This window comes from Pedobacter sp. GW821-FHT01D05, assembly GCF_059422505.1.
In genome coordinates, this window is sequence record NZ_JBWKXA010000002.1 from 911261 (window position 1) to 927379 (window position 16119).

At 37.8% G+C, this 16119-nt stretch carries 16 protein-coding genes; 8 read left to right on the forward strand and 8 right to left on the reverse strand.

Going from position 1 to position 16119, the window contains the following annotated elements:
• Nucleotides 1-106: 106 nt before the first annotated feature.
• Entirely contained in the window at nucleotides 107-2554 is a 2448-nt protein-coding gene (locus tag AC07VK_RS11975) for a DUF5686 and carboxypeptidase regulatory-like domain-containing protein (RefSeq protein ID WP_492960620.1), read from the reverse strand.
• A gap of 248 nt (nucleotides 2555-2802) precedes the next feature.
• Here AC07VK_RS11975 and kbl point away from each other — a divergent pair, with 248 nt between their 5' ends.
• From kbl to AC07VK_RS11995, 4 genes are all read left to right on the forward strand, one after another.
• Nucleotides 2803-3990 carry a glycine C-acetyltransferase gene (gene kbl, locus AC07VK_RS11980; RefSeq protein WP_492954884.1) on the forward strand — a complete coding sequence of 396 codons (1188 nt, stop codon included), beginning with the start codon at nucleotides 2803-2805 and terminating at the stop codon, nucleotides 3988-3990.
• A 147-nt stretch (nucleotides 3991-4137) separates the two neighbouring features.
• Nucleotides 4138-5178: a phenylalanine--tRNA ligase subunit alpha gene (gene pheS, locus AC07VK_RS11985; RefSeq protein ID WP_029274046.1), complete on the forward strand. Its 1041-nt coding sequence runs from the start codon at nucleotides 4138-4140 to the stop codon at nucleotides 5176-5178.
• Nucleotides 5178-5588, forward strand: coding sequence for a Rieske (2Fe-2S) protein (locus tag AC07VK_RS11990; protein WP_492954885.1), 411 nt, complete (start codon nucleotides 5178-5180; stop codon nucleotides 5586-5588). The genes pheS and AC07VK_RS11990 overlap by 1 nt, the downstream gene beginning before the upstream one ends.
• A gap of 1 nt (nucleotide 5589) precedes the next feature.
• A complete protein-coding gene (locus AC07VK_RS11995; RefSeq protein WP_029274048.1) occupies nucleotides 5590-6165 on the forward strand; it encodes a TetR/AcrR family transcriptional regulator in 576 nt (191 codons plus the stop codon).
• A gap of 286 nt (nucleotides 6166-6451) precedes the next feature.
• On the opposite strand, the gene AC07VK_RS12000 is transcribed toward AC07VK_RS11995, so the two are convergent.
• From AC07VK_RS12000 to carA, 5 genes are all read right to left on the reverse strand, one after another.
• A complete protein-coding gene (locus AC07VK_RS12000) occupies nucleotides 6452-7135 on the reverse strand; it encodes an XAC2610-related protein (protein ID WP_492960622.1) in 684 nt (227 codons plus the stop codon).
• 55 nt (nucleotides 7136-7190) lie between these two features.
• Nucleotides 7191-8147, reverse strand: coding sequence for a Fic family protein (locus tag AC07VK_RS12005; RefSeq protein ID WP_492960624.1), 957 nt, complete (start codon nucleotides 8145-8147; stop codon nucleotides 7191-7193).
• A 115-nt stretch (nucleotides 8148-8262) separates the two neighbouring features.
• Nucleotides 8263-9384 carry an ABC transporter permease gene (locus tag AC07VK_RS12010; protein WP_492954888.1) on the reverse strand — a complete coding sequence of 374 codons (1122 nt, stop codon included), beginning with the start codon at nucleotides 9382-9384 and terminating at the stop codon, nucleotides 8263-8265.
• 77 nt (nucleotides 9385-9461) lie between these two features.
• Entirely contained in the window at nucleotides 9462-10226 is a 765-nt protein-coding gene (locus AC07VK_RS12015; RefSeq protein WP_116251357.1) for an ABC transporter ATP-binding protein, read from the reverse strand.
• 225 nt (nucleotides 10227-10451) lie between these two features.
• Nucleotides 10452-11564, reverse strand: coding sequence for a glutamine-hydrolyzing carbamoyl-phosphate synthase small subunit (gene carA, locus AC07VK_RS12020; protein ID WP_492960626.1), 1113 nt, complete (start codon nucleotides 11562-11564; stop codon nucleotides 10452-10454).
• Nucleotides 11565-11599: 35 nt separating this feature from the next.
• Between carA and AC07VK_RS12025 the strand changes: the two genes are divergently transcribed.
• The 4 genes from AC07VK_RS12025 to AC07VK_RS12040 all read left to right on the forward strand — a co-directional run bounded on the left by AC07VK_RS12025 (nucleotide 11600) and on the right by AC07VK_RS12040 (nucleotide 14059).
• On the forward strand, nucleotides 11600-11794 hold the full coding sequence (locus AC07VK_RS12025; RefSeq protein ID WP_492954890.1) for a hypothetical protein: 195 nt from the start codon (nucleotides 11600-11602) through the stop codon (nucleotides 11792-11794).
• A 92-nt stretch (nucleotides 11795-11886) separates the two neighbouring features.
• Nucleotides 11887-12702: a 3-methyl-2-oxobutanoate hydroxymethyltransferase gene (gene panB / locus AC07VK_RS12030; RefSeq protein ID WP_057932746.1), complete on the forward strand. Its 816-nt coding sequence runs from the start codon at nucleotides 11887-11889 to the stop codon at nucleotides 12700-12702.
• A gap of 129 nt (nucleotides 12703-12831) precedes the next feature.
• Nucleotides 12832-13518: an RluA family pseudouridine synthase gene (locus AC07VK_RS12035; RefSeq protein ID WP_492960628.1), complete on the forward strand. Its 687-nt coding sequence runs from the start codon at nucleotides 12832-12834 to the stop codon at nucleotides 13516-13518.
• Nucleotides 13519-13633: 115 nt separating this feature from the next.
• A complete protein-coding gene (locus AC07VK_RS12040; RefSeq protein WP_492954891.1) occupies nucleotides 13634-14059 on the forward strand; it encodes a hypothetical protein in 426 nt (141 codons plus the stop codon).
• A gap of 139 nt (nucleotides 14060-14198) precedes the next feature.
• On the opposite strand, the gene AC07VK_RS12045 is transcribed toward AC07VK_RS12040, so the two are convergent.
• Both AC07VK_RS12045 and AC07VK_RS12050 read right to left on the reverse strand, forming a co-directional pair.
• A complete protein-coding gene (locus tag AC07VK_RS12045; RefSeq protein WP_492960630.1) occupies nucleotides 14199-14672 on the reverse strand; it encodes a hypothetical protein in 474 nt (157 codons plus the stop codon).
• A 118-nt stretch (nucleotides 14673-14790) separates the two neighbouring features.
• Nucleotides 14791-16110, reverse strand: coding sequence for a sensor histidine kinase (locus tag AC07VK_RS12050; RefSeq protein ID WP_492954893.1), 1320 nt, complete (start codon nucleotides 16108-16110; stop codon nucleotides 14791-14793).
• Between the last annotated feature and the right edge of the window lie 9 nt (nucleotides 16111-16119).

A 16119-nucleotide genomic window follows, 5' to 3' on the forward strand; every position in this document is an offset into this window, starting at 1 on the left:
CAAACGGCGTTTAAAGCGGGGCAAAGATAGTAAAAAAGGTTGAAGGCTAAAAAGTTTAAGGTTGAAGGCGTTAGCTTACGCCTTTTACCCTACGCCTTACACTTTATTATAAGGTGTAAGCAATTCTAAATCCTTGTGTTAATTTGCGGGCACCGTCGTAGGCAAAGCCATAACTGGCCCTTAATACCAGGCGCTGGAAACCGAAATAAAATTCTTTATAATTTCTTTTTTCTGGAGAAGACAAATAACCACCCCCAATAAATTCTTCTAATTTAGCTTTACGCAATAACGGCACTTTATTTGTGAAAAAGCCTGCAAAATTATGCTCTAAATGCGCTTCGAAGTATTGCTGGTTGGTGCTGAACTGATAAAAATCTAAATATTGAAACTTCCTGATATTAGGAGGGAAGATGGTAGATATGTTACCTGAAAAATGTTTGAAATCAGGATAGTACATCTTTGCATTATTAAGAAACTTTCCTGCCCCAACCAAAAATGAGCTATAACCCAATAACCCTAAGCTAATTCTATCCTGATAAATTTCTGCTTTTACAAAATCGTAATCAACATCGCTATTTAAAACGTTGTTAAATCCCTTTTTATATAAAACTGTAATCCTAGGGAAGTGAGATTCGGTATAAAACTTGCCATCAGGACGGGTAATGTATTTCTGACCGATGGTGTAAGTTAAACTTACGGTTGCACTTAATGAATTGTACGTAGGAAAGAGTGGTGTTTCTACAGTTGGACTAAAAGGATTGTTCGACGTAAATTCCCTATCCTTGGCATCGATAAACTTAAATGTAGAGTTATTGATTAAATTTTTGTTCCTGCTATAATCTACACTTGCACTTCCCTGTAATCCTGTTGCCAGTTCTCTGGTTGTGTTAATGTTAATGAAGCTTTTCTCGTAAAATTTTGAAAAGTTTTTTTCGTAAAGTAATGAGTTAATGGTATTGCCTAATGCAGTCATTGAGCCCAGATTGTTTAGGTCAAAAATGCCATTTCCGAACGATGCACCTACACTGGCCCTTTTAAGCGGATTGTAATAGTAACTTCCGGTTAAACTTCCGGTAAGTTTTTGGTTGGCAAAACCATACCTCAGTTCAGGCCGGATAGAATAAGATCTCCTATTCTCAAAATCTTTTCTATATGTAACCCCATATTTTACCGCAAAACCTTCTACGGTATTGTAAAATATGGCTTTAAGCACCGGATCGAAAGACCAATATTCCTTATCATAGCGGTCATTAAGACTATATCCCCTAAGCAGCAATTTGCCGATACCAAACTTGTTGTTGTCTTTTTCTAATGAATCGAGGTACTTTTTCGATTCTTTTAATTTAGCAATACTATCTTTTTTGACGTAATTAAGCTTTTCATCACCTGTTAAAGGAATCGGCCTATTGTTTGTCCAGTAGGCAGAATCTTTTTTGTTCACCATTTCGGTTATTTTTAATATTTCGCCATTGAAAAAGTTTTTAGGAAACTTAGGGTCAACATTGTAATTGCTATAAACACCAACAAAATAGCCTGCAATTTTAAATCCTAATACATTACCCGCAAATTGAAAATTGATGGCGGTAGGCATATAAACCTCCTTAACCTTGGTAAATTGTTGGCTGATGTTTAAGGTATCGATAAAGTTGATCCCCGATTTTTTGGTTAAATAAACATCGGTATTGTAAATTCTCCAGCTGCCATCAATAATGTAAATAATTCCCCTAAATACAGGGTCATTTTCGCGACGGGGGATGACCTCGATTTTGTGGATCAGTTCTCCGTTTTCTTTGGTTTCGCCAAGCAATTTGTATTTATAGTAAAAAAGGGCATTGTCTGCAATTGGCGAAATGAAGCCCCTGGTACTTAATTTGTTTTCGAGCAGGTAATTATCATAAAAATTAATAATGAGATCAGATGCTTTATTGAAACTGAAAGCATTGTTTCTTCCGGCAACTTTTGATGAAATCATTTCTTCGTGCACATCATTAGGCCTTCTGAAATTAAATTTACTCTGCGATTCTGATAAATAAATGATGCCTTTTCGATTGGTATCGAGTTCCAAAACTTTTTGGATATCCTGACCGAAAAACTTTTTAGGGGCACCCCTTAAACGTTGGACGCCTTTGATATAAACATCGCAACTAAATTCCTTAACTTCATTTAAGTGTGTTTCTCTCTGCTTAATGGTTTTACGGATAATGGCATAAGCCGGATCTTCGGCATTTCCCCTGATGTTTACGTTTTCTAAAGTATAACTTTCAGATGTTAGGGTTACATTGAGCGAAATATCGTCGGTAAGGTTGATGATATGCTCCTGCTGTTTGTAGCCCACAGCCCTAAAATTTAGTGTGTATTGTCCCGATTTTAACTTCATCGAATATTTCCCATCAACATTTGCAGATGTACCGGTAGTGGTGTTTTTTAAATAAACCGATGCAAATGGAACAGGTTGTCCGTTGGTATCTTTAACTATTCCCGTGATGGTAAATTGTTGAGCAAAAACAAAATTGGTGAGGCCACAAAAAAATAGGAGCGCGCAAATTCTTATCATAAATTGGATTAGTAAGCTATAAATATCGAATAACTTTTAAGACTATACATATAGGGGGGTGTTAAAGTTTGTTAAGATTGAAAAAAAATGGGATAATATTAATTTTTTTCAGAATAATATAAATGTAATCACCATTAGCCAACTAATCAAACGTTTGTCTCTAAAATATGTTGTTAAAATTGCCTTTTTAGGTCTGTAAAGACTTTTTTTTATAACTTTGGGCGAAAAATCAACCATATAAAAAGGCCATGTATAAAACATTACAACCTGTTCTTCAGAAAGAACTTGAAGAAATCGAAAACGCTGGATTATTTAAACGCGAAAGAATTATTGTTACCCCTCAGGGTGCCGACATTAAAGTGGCCGGCGGTGCTGAAGTAGTTAACTTTTGTGCAAATAATTATTTAGGACTCTCTTCTCATCCAAAAGTAATAGAAGCGGCTAAAAAAGCGATAGACGATCATGGCTATGGAATGTCTTCAGTACGTTTTATCTGTGGCACACAAGATGTACACAAAGAATTGGAAGCTAAAATTTCCAAATTTTTAGGTACAGAAGATACAATTTTATATGCTGCGGCATTTGATGCCAATGGTGGTGTTTTTGAACCCTTGTTTAATGCAGAAGATGCCATTATTTCTGATGAATTAAATCACGCATCAATTATTGATGGTGTTAGATTGTGTAAAGCACAACGTTTTCGTTATAAAAATGCAGATATGGAAGATCTGGAAAAACAGTTGATCGCAGCCAAAGATTGCAGGCATAGGATTATTGTTACCGATGGTGCTTTCTCTATGGATGGGTCGGTTGCTCCACTGGATAAAATTGCAGATCTGGCCGATAAATATGAAGCCCTGATTATGATCGATGAATCGCATTGTACAGGTTTTATCGGTAAAAACGGCCGCGGAACACATGAGCACTTCGACGTAATGGACCGTATTGATATCATTACCGGTACTTTGGGTAAAGCTTTAGGTGGTGCATCTGGCGGTTTCACTTCTGGTAAGAAAGAAATTATCGATATGTTGCGTCAACGTTCACGTCCTTATTTGTTCTCTAATACCCTAGCGCCAGCAATTGCGGGTGCATCTATCGCAGTATTGGATATGTTAAGTGAAACCACGTCGTTAAGAGATAAATTAGAAAATAATACGAAGTATTTCCGTGAAAAAATGACTGCAGCTGGTTTCGATATCAAGCCAGGTTTCCACCCAATTGTTCCGGTAATGTTGTACGACGCAAAAATTGCACAACAGTTCGCAGCTAAAATGTTAGAAGAAGGTATTTATGTAATCGGGTTCTTTTATCCGGTTGTGCCTCAGGGCAAAGCGAGAATTCGTGTGCAGTTATCAGCAGGGCATGAGCAACATCACTTAGATAAAGCAATTGCTGCATTTACCAAGGTAGGGAAAGAATTGGGAGTAATTTAAAACCTATATATCTACGATAACTATAAAAGCCGCTTAAGCGGCTTTTATAGTTTATGGGTTCATTTTCTTTTATAATGGTATTGTAAACAGATTATTTGAACTCATCAACCCTGAAATTATTGGATAATTTGCCGTATATTTGAAGCCATGTTACAGGACAAAATAACACAATATACCGATAAAATTAATGCTTTCGTAACTGAAAAAGCAGACGAGTTAGAGCAATTCCGCATCAAATATTTAGGAAGCAAAGGCGTAATCAAAGAGATTTTCGACGAATTCAAATCTGTTTCTGTTGAAGAAAAAAGATCCTTAGGTAAAGTTTTAAATGAGTTTAAGCAACTTGCCGAATCAAAATACCTCACCTTAAAAGAATCTACAGAAAGTGCCGAGGTAAAAACTGAGAACGCACAACAAGATTTAACTTTACCTGGTGAAGGTTTCGAGATTGGTTCGCGCCACCCTTTAGCTTTAGTGCGCCGCGAAATTGTAGAGATTTTTGCTAAACTTGGTTTTACAGTAGCAGAAGGCCCTGAAATTGAAGATGATTGGCATAACTTCTCTGCACTGAACTTCCCTGAAGAGCATCCGGCAAGAGATATGCAAGATACTTTCTTCATTAAAAAAGGTGGAGAAAAAGGCGATATCGCGCTGCGTACGCATACTTCTTCCGTGCAGGTGCGCATGATGGAGCAGGGCCAACCGCCATTCAGGGCAATTATGCCAGGCCGTGTTTACCGTAATGAGGCCATTTCTGCACGTGCACACTGTTTTTTTCATCAGGTAGAAGGTTTGTATGTTGATGAAAATGTTTCATTTGCCGATTTAAAGCAAACCTTATTTTATTTCGTTCAGGAATTATACGGAGAAGGTACAAAAGTGCGTTTCCGTCCATCATATTTTCCGTTTACAGAGCCATCTGCAGAGATGGATATTTCATGTACTATTTGTAAAGGAGCAGGCTGCCAATTTTGTAAATACAGTGGTTGGGTAGAGATTTTGGGCTGCGGTATGGTAGATCCCAATGTTTTGGAAAACTGTGGTATCGATTCGAAAAAATATAGCGGTTTTGCATTTGGAATGGGAATAGAACGTATTACCAACCTGAAATACGAAATTAAAGATCTGCGTTTGTTCTCTGAGAACGATGCACGTTTCTTAAAGCAATTTAAATCTGCTTTAATTTAATGATGAAGTATTTATATAGCATATTGTTTGTATTCTTAATTGCCACAGGCTGTGGTAAAGATGAAGGTTACATTCCTGACGTGCCTGTGAATTATAATGTAACACTTCAAGAGTTTTCCATTAAGCAAAAAGATAATGTTATGCTAGTTGCTGATCGGGGTGTTGGCGGTTTAATTATTGTGAGAATATCATCCAACAGTTATGTCGTATTTGATCGTTGCAGTACCGTAAATCCAGAGAAAATTTGTAAAGTAGTGCCCGATGACAGTGGATTTACCGCAACCGATCCATGTTCGGGCGCAAAATTTTCACTGCTTGATGGAAGTCCGCAAAAAGCACCTGCAGAAAGAAGCTTAAAAGCCTATAATATTTCGTTGCAGGGCAATACACTATTACACGTAAGCAATTAAAATGGAAGCTGAAAAAATAAAAGAAACAGTAAAAAAGGCTGCCAAAGAACTATTTAGAAAATACGGTTATCATAAAACCAGTGTAAACGAAATTGCTAAAAAGGCACGTATTGCCAAAGCAACGATTTACAAATATTTCGAAAGTAAAGAACAGGTGCTGGATAGTATCCTGATGGATTACCTTGATCAGAATCTTCACGAAATCCTGCATAATAAATTAAGTTATGCATCAGAAGAAGAACATTTAAAAGCATTGGTGATGAAAACCAGCCGTTTATCTTTTACGGCTTGTAATGAGTTTATCGGGTGGGATTTTGTTCGTGAAAATGCAAACTCACAGGAGTTTTTAAAACATTTATCAGATCAGCTAGAGGCATTGTTATTGGCCGCTTACCTGCAATTGGATAACTTTAAGAATAACCCCGCAAGAAGAGAAGGATTGGCCTTTCTGTTGAAAGCCAGTAAGAGCATCGTATTTTCATTTGCATTTACTTCAGTTAGCGACTCTGACGTTCGTAAGAACTTTGTAAGTTTCCAGAAAGAAATATTGCCTTTTTTGGTAAAAGCAGCGCTTTAAATTGAACAATATTTAATAACAGGTTCGTTCTCGACCGGAGCATCGCGGAGCGGAGAGATCTAAATCAAAAGTGCTCTCCAGATAGATTTAGCTTCGCTGAGCATTTCGTGGTTCTCGGCTGCATTGCACCCGATAGCGCTGAGTCTGGTCTTAGCATCCCGCTAAGACACTAAAAAATAAACTTATTGGTATGTCGTAGCGAAACGCTATCACTAGAAGAAGATAAAAAGGGAACGAATGCAGAAATCAGTGTTTATCTGCCTACATCTGTGGTTAAAAATTCAACTTACTGATTATAATAATCTTTCATCTTAAATTTTTGAACAGTTCTTTTTATTTTTCCATCAACAAGTTTTTGCGTAATCACCGTAACGTTATCTGCAATACTCGAATCTTCAATTACCGATGAATCTTCGTAAAGCACATTTTTGGTGTCATATTTATAGTTGATGGTTTTGTCAAAACAGCATCCATCTTTTTGATGAATAGAAACCTGTTTTGTTTTTTTATCAATATCGAACATACCCAGGTTTTCGCTGGCCAGTTTGGTAAGTTCTTTATTCAGTAGAAATTTGTTTTCTTTTGATGATAAATAAATGTTGTAAGATGGACTGGCATAAGCGCCATTGTTACCGTTTCTTATGGCGATGTCTTCTGAGCCGTCAAAATTAAAATCACCAAAAATTAATGGTGTTTGGTATTTGCCTAAATCGAGCCATCCAAGTTTGGCATTTTGGTTTTCAGTTAAGCCAAAATCCAGATCTTCAGAATGGAAGGTGTCTACTTCTCTATCTGTGGCTTTATCGTAAATAATAATTGTCGCTTTTCCGCTGCAAGCGTTATTTTCACATTTATCAACAAAAATTTTGGCCTTGTATTGTTCAGAGCTGTTATTGGCCAAGAATTTAAACTGTGCTTTCGAAGTATTGGCAATCAATAAAATACTGCAAAAGATAATCAAACTTTTCATTAAATATTTTTCGGTAAAATTACATCAATATCAGACTGTAAAAAGTTAAAAAAGGTTAACGTTTTCTTTTGCGGGTTTTGATATAGCTTTGTACTGCAGATTTTGTAGTGAGCCAATCTCTGCCTTCTTTGTAAGCATCTATTTTACCCTGCCTCGCTAACAAACTCACATACTCTTGCCCATACGGAACATCAGGTTCCGAAACGATATGCGATATGGGTTCGTAATCTCCGTACGTGTTTCCTGGCAATGCATTTATATAGATGTTTAACGAGCGCTCCAGGGCCTGCAGCATTAACAAACAAAGCTTATGGTAATTACCCTTGTTGGCTTGGTTAAGTGCTTCATAGTATTTCTTTCTGTCGTTTTTGAGGATGATAGCGGGTGGGAAGCCATTTCGCATGAGCAGTAAATTCATGGCAAGCCTCACCGTACGGCCATTTCCATCAAAAAAAGGATGAATCCAAACCAATTTATGGTGAAAAATAGTAGACAACAGGATATCATTTAATCCTAATGGGTTATCATTAATGAAGCCAATTAATTCATCTAACAGATCAGAAACCTTGTTAGCGTTGGGTGGTGTAAAATTTGCACCAACAATGCGAACACCACCATTTCTTAAGCGGCCGGCATAATCATCTTCAATACTTCTGAGCACTAAACCATGAAGCGACAAAATATCGATACTTCTAAGCGCGTAGTTTTTATTGACTAAGGTATAGAGGTAATCGATGGCTTTTTCATGATTGTAGGCTTCGAAATGCTCCCTTAGTGATTTGCCTTTAACGGTCATACCTTCTTGCAAAACCATTTGGGTTTCTTTCAGGCTTAAGGTGTTTCCTTCTATGCTATTGGAGTTGTAAGTCCATTCTATGGTGAGGTCTTCTTTGATACGGTATAGCGCGCTATTGGGCAATGGCCTTGAGGTTTCTAGCCTGGCTTTTTTTTCGTACAACCTATCTATTTGAGGTAGTAGTTCTTTTAAATCGCTTAAATCGAATTCCCACATACCCAAATATATTAATTATCGGTTGGATTTAAAAATTTACTTATCCGATATTAAAGATTTTTGTCCAAAAAAAATGATAGCTGATTTGCTACCATTTAAAACTTTCTTTATTTAGTTATTCCCATTTAAATACTTTCACCGCAACAGCATAAATGCCAAAGCCCCAGAGCAATAGGATCATAATCTGGAATTTAACGTCCCATAAGCCCAAGCCTTCAAAAGCCACTTTGCGCATGGCATCGTTTAAATAGGTAAGGGGTAGTGCTCTGCTAATGGGCTGTAACCAGCTAGGAAAAGCCTCGATAGAAAAGAATGTCCCTGATAGTAAAAACTGCGGTAAAGTAACGATGTTCGAGATGGGCGGTACCATACTTTCGTTTTTAGCAATGCCTGAAATGATAAAGCCAAAACCCATAAAAACAATTACACCTAGCGTAGCCAGTATGAGCATATTGACAACGGTGAGCGCACCATGGACCAGTGTAAAGCCAAAAAAGAAATGACCGATCAGGATGATAAACAATGCGCCAATTAAGGCGAAACCGATACGGGCAATACCTTCGCCGATTACAATACTCGAACGTTTAACAGGTGTAGCAAAAAACCGCTTGATTACTAAGGTTTGGCGCAGACTCAAAAAAACGAATGCAGTTCCGAAAACACCGGTACTTAATAGCGAGAAGCCTAACTGCCCGGGAAGTATAAAATCGATGGTTTTATATTCGCGGCCAGTAATAGTGCTTTCTTTTATCTCTGCTACTGTCGGTTTTAAGGTTTTATCGTAAAAAATATTGTTTAAAACCGATTTTAAAATCCCGCCTTTATCTCTTGATGCGGAGGTGTAAACCACGTTGACCGAATAGGCAGTAGAATTTACTTTTCTATGCACATCAATCATAGCGTCAACATTGCCTTTTTCTAACAGTTTGTCGAACTCAGCTTTCGATTTATCTTTAACCAGGCGGATCATTCCTGTTTTTTCCAACATGCCCATCACCGGGTTATTTACATCAGCGCCTGGGGTCACACCCACATCAATGCGTGTTCCGCCACCACCTAAAAATCCGAAGACCAGAATAAATATTAAAGGGAAAGCAAGGGTGAATACCACTGCCGAAGGGCTTCGCATAATCGATCTGAAACTCGCTTTGGCAAGGGCAAGGGTTGCTGTGGTATTACTATAACCCCCAGCCCCTGAAGGGGTGTTTGAATTTCTTTCGTGTATATCTTTTTGCATATTGGTTCTGCTGGATTTTATTTTTTAAAAATGTATTAAGCACTAGGTTTCAAGTTCCCCCTTCTGGGGCTAGGGGCTTATTCTCTCCATTCCTGACCGGTAAGGTTGATAAAAACATCTTCCAGATTGGCCTTTTTAACCTCTTTTTTACGTTCAAAACCGCTGCTCACTAATTTATCTATTAAATTATCAGGAGTATCCAGCGCGATAATCTGTCCGCGTTCTACGAAAGCAACGCGATCGCAAAGTTGCTCAGCCTCGTCCATATAGTGCGTGGTAATTACAACAGTAGTACCTGCATTACGGATTTCGATAATCAGATCCCAAAGATTTCTTCTGGCCTGTGGATCTAAACCTGTTGTGGGTTCATCCAAAAAAATAATCTTAGGTTGGTTGATTAGTGTTGTAGCTATAGAGAAACGCTGTTTTTGCCCGCCCGAAAGTGCTTTGTATTTGGCTTTCGCTTTATCCTGAAGATTTACTTTCTCCAGCATTTCCATCGGTTTGATGTTGGCGCCATATAAACCGGCAAAAAGTTCGATCAGTTCGATGAGATTCAGATTTGGATAATAACCAGCTGCCTGTAGCTGTACACCTATAATCTGCTTAATATCCTGCGGCTGTTTGTCGACAGAAAAACCATCAACGATAATTTCACCAGAGGTTTTATCCCTTAAGGTTTCAATAATTTCGAGGGTAGTGGTTTTTCCGGCGCCATTAGGGCCAAGCAGACCAAAAATCTCATGCTCGTAAACTTCAAAACTAAGCCCTTGAACGGCCACAAAATCATCGTATTTTTTTACCAGGTTTTTAACGCTGATAATGGCTTTTTTTGTTTCCATATTGCGAATGTAAGCAGCTTTAAATGAATTGAGAATGAATTTTGACGCAGATAACCGAAAATGTCGGTAAAATGATGTTTTATGCAGGCGAAATAGGTTATAAAAGAAATCTGCGGATTGGCAGCTTATTCTTGCCGCAAATCCGCAGATCGTTTATTGTGCGCTGGTATTTAAGCTTCGGTCTATTACCTTAAGCCCTCCGCCTTCCAGCCTTCTACCTTAATACTACCAAACCAGATCGCCCTTCATTACATCAACAAAATCGTCGAATAAGTAACGCGAATCGTGTGGACCTGGTGAAGACTCTGGGTGATACTGAACCGAAAATGCTTTTTTACCTTTAACACGGATACCTTCGATCGATTTGTCGTTTAAGTTAACGTGGGTAATCTCTACTTTATCAGAGTTTCTAACCTCATCAGGAATTACACCAAAGCCGTGGTTTTGTGAAGTAACTTCGCAGTGATTTTTGATAATGTTTTTTACCGGATGGTTTAATCCACGGTGACCGTTAAACATTTTCATGGTGCCAATACCATTAGCTTCGGCCAATAACTGGTGACCTAAACAGATCCCGAACATTGGTTTATCTACTGCTAAAATATCTTTAATTGTTTCTACTGCATAAGGCATAACCGATGGATCGCCAGGGCCATTAGAAATGAAATAACCATCAGGGCTGAATTTTTCCATTTCGGCAAAAGTGGTTTTAGCCGGGAAAACCTGAACGTAGATGTCGCGGTTTTCGAAGCTGCGCAAAATGTTTTTCTTGATACCTAAATCTAAAGCAGCCACTTTTAAGCTTGCTTCAGGGTTGCCATAAAAATAAGGCTCCGTTGTACTTACTTTAGAAGAAAGCTCTAAACCTTCCATTGAAGGTACTTCGGCCAGTTTTTGTTTTAATTCTTCTAAATCCGTAATCTCAGAAGAAATAATCGCGTTCATTGCACCTTTATCTCTAATGTGGCGAACCAATGCACGTGTGTCGATATCAGAAATGGCAACCAGGTTATCATTCTGAAAATAATCCTGAATAGATTCTGTTGCTTCTTTACGGCTATAAACGATGTTGTAATTTTTGCAGACTAAACCAGCAATTTTGATCGAACCTGATTCGATTTCATCTTTGTGGATACCGTAATTGCCAATATGCGCATTGGTGGTAACCATTATCTGTCCAAAATAACTTGGATCAGTAAAAATTTCCTGGTAACCTGTCATCCCGGTATTAAAACAAATTTCGCCAGTAGTGGTGCCAATTTTTCCGGCTGCTTTGCCGTAAAAAACTGTGCCATCGGCCAGTAATAAAATCGCAGGTAACTTGGTGTAGTTAGTCATGGTAATTACAATATGGATTTTGATTTAAAAAAGAGTTGAAAAAAGAATGGCTTTCGGCATTAAAGCCGTTTTTGCTGGGTGCAAAAAAAGATGAATATATCCCTTCCATTTCGGGGTACAAAGATAGAGTTTTAGATTGGAAATGTAAAGAGAAAAGTGAAATAAGGTTGGGGCTAAAAGCAGAAAGACTAAAGCTGAAAGCAGTTAGACACGATTTAAATAAAAAATGATTTTTGCCTGAGATAGCTTTGGTCTTTTACCTTTGGTCTTTTCAGCTTAATTAAAGAAAAAACAATACTTTTGGCAACACAAAACAAATTCCATGTCGGTACATAAAGAAATCAAACGCATCACCACGCACACTTTACAGGAAATGAAGCAACGTGGTGAAAAAATATCTATGTTAACGGCCTACGATTATTCGATGGCTACCATTTTAGATGATGCAGGATTAGACGTTCTACTTGTAGGCGATTCGGCTTCTAATGTAATGGCTGGTCATGAAACAACTTTGCCTATTACACTAGATCAGATGATTTACCATGCCGCCTCGGTAATCAGGGCAGTTAAACGTGCTTTCGTTGTTGTCGATTTACCTTTTGGCTCTTATCAGGGGAATTCAAAGGAAGCTTTGAACTCAGCGATAAGAATTATGAAAGAATCGGGTGCCCACGGTGTTAAATTGGAAGGCGGTGAAGAAATTATCGAATCGGTTCAACGTATTATCACTGCAGGAATACCTGTTATGGGGCATTTGGGTTTAACACCTCAATCTATTTATAAATTCGGAACATATACAGTCCGCGCGAAGGAAGAAGAAGAAGCAAATAAGTTAAAAACAGATGTTTTGGCTTTACAGGCTGCGGGCTGTTTCGCAATCGTATTAGAAAAAATTCCTGCTGCTTTAGGTAAAGAAGTTACAGAAAGCCTGAATATTCCAACTATCGGTATTGGTGCCGGACAAGACTGCGATGGGCAGGTTTTGGTTGTAAATGATATGATTGGCTTAACAAAAGGATTTAAACCACGTTTTTTACGTCAGTATATTAATTTATACGATGAAATTTTAGGCGCAGCACAATCGTACATCCGTGATGTAAAAGCCAACGATTTCCCGAACGAAAAAGAACAGTATTAAGTTTGGAGTTTGGAGTTTTTTCAAACGTAGATAAACCATCCAACTTTAAACAATTAACCAATAGACTTTAGCAATAGACGATTTGCTTTGTCCAATGAACTAATGACGAATGAACCAATAAACTAACCGATGCCAATTACCGATAACGACATCCTTTTTGAAGACAATCATTTAATCGCCATAAATAAAAGGGCAGGTGATATTGTACAGGTTGATGAAACCGGCGATGAACCTTTGGATGAACAGGTAAAAAAGTATATTGCTAAAAAGTACAATAAACCCAATGGTGCTTTTTTGGGTGTAGTACACCGATTAGATCGGCCGGTAAGTGGCGTAATCTTGTTTGCTAAAACGAGTAAGGCTTTGGAACGGATGAATGCCGTTTTTAAAAATAGGGAAGTAAAGAAAACCTATTGGGCAGTGGTGAAGAACAAGCCAGAGAAAGAGTCGGCAACTTTGATCCATTGGCTGGTTAAAAACCCGCAGAAAAATGTGGTTTCCTATTACAATACAGAGGTTACGGGCAGTCAGCGTGCCGAGCTTTCTTACAAAGTAAAGGCGAAGGTTGGCGATTATTACCTCTTGGAGGTAGATCCCTTAACCGGACGTTCGCACCAGATCAGGGTTCAGCTCTCATCAATGGGATGCCCGATTATGGGCGATAATAAATATGGCTATCCCCGCGGAAGCAGAAAAGGAAGCATTTGCCTACATGCCCGCCGTTTACAGTTTATACACCCGGTTAAAAAAGAACCTGTAAATATATTTGCCAAATTACCTGTTGATGGTTTTTGGGAACGCTTCGAAAACTTATAGCACAACAATATTTAATATAATTAAGATATCCGGTCACAATATTTAAGTATTCGATCGGATTTTTTATGATTTGGCATCATATTTCGTCTATTAAAGACTTAAAACCAAATTTGTCATGAAAAACACCATCTTATCTATCGCTGCAGCAGGCTTACTGGCTTCTACATTGGTTTCGTGCGATAGCACTAAAAAAACGGAAACAACCAAAGATTCAAGCGAAATTTCTGCTAATGGAGACACCATTACTAAAATAACGACAAAAACAACTGAAACCGTTAAAACCGAAGTTCCAACTTTCTCAAGTGAAGAGGTAAACAAAGGCCTTGCTGAATATGCTAAACTTAAAGACGAATATGTTGCAGCAGTGAAAAGTAAAAATGCTACAGAAATTAAAGCATTAAGCGATAAATACACGGCTTGGGCAAACCAGGCAACAGGCTGGGCAAGTAAGCTTAAGCCAGATGAAATACAAAAATACTCTGATTATATGCTTAAGTTAAGCGAAGAATGGAGTACAGCGGCTAAGGATGCTTTAAAGTAATTTTAAAGTAATAAGAAAACTGGGTCATAATGCAGACTAGAAACTGTCACGTTGAGCCTGTCGAAACGTCTTAAATATATTTTAAAGTGTCCTTCGACAGGCTCAGGATGACAATTCTTTCTTAAGTATGCACCCTCTTTTATTTACAGTCAATTTTGTCAAAAGTCATCGATCCATCAAACTTTAGTTTGTTTAGGTCTTTGAACTTGGTTTCTCCTTTTACTTCCTGTACATCGCCAAATCCCTCTGTTAGCTGATCACCCTTTTTTAAAAAAGCCACTTCCCTAATTGATGTTTTGCCTTCAGACTGAAAAGTATAGTTAGCAATTATCGTATCGCCTTTAACAATTCCGGCTATGGTGCCCGCATTTTTATCTTTTTCGTATAAATTATAACCTAAAGTCCCAGTTACTTTATTTTCTTCAGTCTTTAACGATATGGTGGCCGTATCCCGGTTTTTAATGTACTGGTAGCACCGAATAGAATCGGGGCTTGCCGTTGCATTGGTTACTATAGTAGAATCTATTTTGGCCTGTGTTTTTTTTGCCGTTCCACCCTGGCATGATGCCATTAATAAAGCAGTAAGGCCTAATACCGGAAAGATGCTTTTCATTTTCTTAAAGATTAATTTTTTATTATTAAGCAAAGCCCTTGCCAAAAAGATTTGGCACCCTGTGCCGATCTTTACATCGGAATTAAGTTTATTCCAGATAATGCACTATGTAATAAGCTTATGAGGGGAATTTTAAAAAAATTAACGAAATGCTGGTTCCTTTGTGTTCTTCAGATTTAATATCAACATCTATTTTATGGAATCGGGCAATACTTTGCACAATGGCCAGCCCCAGGCCAAAGCCGTTTTCTTCGGTATTTCCCCTTTTAAACCGATCGAAAGCATTTTCTACCAGTGCCGCGCTCATACCTGATCCGGTATCGCTGATGCTGAGGATATATTTTTCAGCTTCGGTTTTATCTGTTATGGTAATAGTGCCTCCCTCAGTATTATACTTTATTGCATTGTTGATAATGTTGATTAAAAGGGTATGTATCAGTGCTTTATTCCCGGTAAAATGAAAATCCTTTGAAAGGTGGGCGTTATAACTGATGTTTTTATCTGCTATTCGATCTTCCAGATCTTCATATATATCATCGATTTCCTGTTTGAGGCTAATTTCTTCGGTTTTTAGGTACTGATTGTTTTCTACCTTAGAAATGAGCAACAAGCTGTTGATAATTACCTTTAAGCGGTTTAAGGTTTTTAGAGAGGCGTAGATTTTGTTTTCGTGCTCAACCGGAATATCTGGTGTGTTGAGCATATTTTCGAAGCGCGTACTTAAAATTGAAATGGGGGTAAGCAGCTCGTGCGAAACGTTAGCAATAAACTGCTTTTCTAAAGCGAAAAGCGTATTTATTTTACGCATCAAAGAGTTTATGCTATTATCGAGGATTTTAAAATCGTTGGTGGTAGTTGGTATATTCTGGTAATTGTAATGTGAAGGATCATCAACCAGATTGATCTTTTTGTCGATAATGAGATAAAAAGGCCTTAATAAAAAGTTTGAGAAGGTAAAATCTGCTACCAAAGTAATAAGTAAGGCGGCAACCAACACAATCAGCATGTAAAAACGGATCGAATTTTTAATGGATTGAAGCGCTGTCATCGTTTCTCCAATCTCCAGGTTGTACCAGTTTGTATGATAAGAAAATTTATAATTGAGGATTCTATATACCTCAATATCGCCTTCGATTTCCCGCTTTTCTGTAAATACTTTTGCTGTAGAGTCTTTCTGGTTATCGGGTATATCTGTTAAAACGATAAATTCTTCCTTTAAAATATTGTAATCGGTAAAGGATTGTTCTTTGTTTAAAAGGCTGTCGATCTCATTATCGTTTAAGTTTTTAATGATTTTGTTTTTCTTTTTGGTTAAACGGTTGTCAAATTGGTTGTAAGCAAGTTTATCCAACGAAAATAGAATGATAGCCCCCAATACCAGAATAATGGCAATTTTTGTTACTGCATTGTATAAAGAAAACTTAACCTGTAACTTCATTTTGTTTAA

What these genes read in the sequence shown, in the direction of transcription:
- AC07VK_RS11975 (WP_492960620.1), bottom strand. Translation starts at nt 2,554, where the DNA reads ATGATAAGAATTTGCGCGCTCCTATTTTTTTGTGGCCTCACCAATTTT.
- kbl (WP_492954884.1), top strand. Translation starts at nt 2,803, where the DNA reads ATGTATAAAACATTACAACCTGTTCTTCAGAAAGAACTTGAAGAAATC.
- pheS (WP_029274046.1), top strand. Translation starts at nt 4,138, where the DNA reads ATGTTACAGGACAAAATAACACAATATACCGATAAAATTAATGCTTTC.
- AC07VK_RS11990 (WP_492954885.1), top strand. Translation starts at nt 5,178, where the DNA reads ATGATGAAGTATTTATATAGCATATTGTTTGTATTCTTAATTGCCACA.
- AC07VK_RS11995 (WP_029274048.1), top strand. Translation starts at nt 5,590, where the DNA reads ATGGAAGCTGAAAAAATAAAAGAAACAGTAAAAAAGGCTGCCAAAGAA.
- AC07VK_RS12000 (WP_492960622.1), bottom strand. Translation starts at nt 7,135, where the DNA reads ATGAAAAGTTTGATTATCTTTTGCAGTATTTTATTGATTGCCAATACT.
- AC07VK_RS12005 (WP_492960624.1), bottom strand. Translation starts at nt 8,147, where the DNA reads ATGTGGGAATTCGATTTAAGCGATTTAAAAGAACTACTACCTCAAATA.
- AC07VK_RS12010 (WP_492954888.1), bottom strand. Translation starts at nt 9,384, where the DNA reads ATGCAAAAAGATATACACGAAAGAAATTCAAACACCCCTTCAGGGGCT.
- AC07VK_RS12015 (WP_116251357.1), bottom strand. Translation starts at nt 10,226, where the DNA reads ATGGAAACAAAAAAAGCCATTATCAGCGTTAAAAACCTGGTAAAAAAA.
- carA (WP_492960626.1), bottom strand. Translation starts at nt 11,564, where the DNA reads ATGACTAACTACACCAAGTTACCTGCGATTTTATTACTGGCCGATGGC.
- panB (WP_057932746.1), top strand. Translation starts at nt 11,887, where the DNA reads ATGTCGGTACATAAAGAAATCAAACGCATCACCACGCACACTTTACAG.
- AC07VK_RS12035 (WP_492960628.1), top strand. Translation starts at nt 12,832, where the DNA reads ATGCCAATTACCGATAACGACATCCTTTTTGAAGACAATCATTTAATC.
- AC07VK_RS12040 (WP_492954891.1), top strand. Translation starts at nt 13,634, where the DNA reads ATGAAAAACACCATCTTATCTATCGCTGCAGCAGGCTTACTGGCTTCT.
- AC07VK_RS12045 (WP_492960630.1), bottom strand. Translation starts at nt 14,672, where the DNA reads ATGAAAAGCATCTTTCCGGTATTAGGCCTTACTGCTTTATTAATGGCA.
- AC07VK_RS12050 (WP_492954893.1), bottom strand. Translation starts at nt 16,110, where the DNA reads ATGAAGTTACAGGTTAAGTTTTCTTTATACAATGCAGTAACAAAAATT.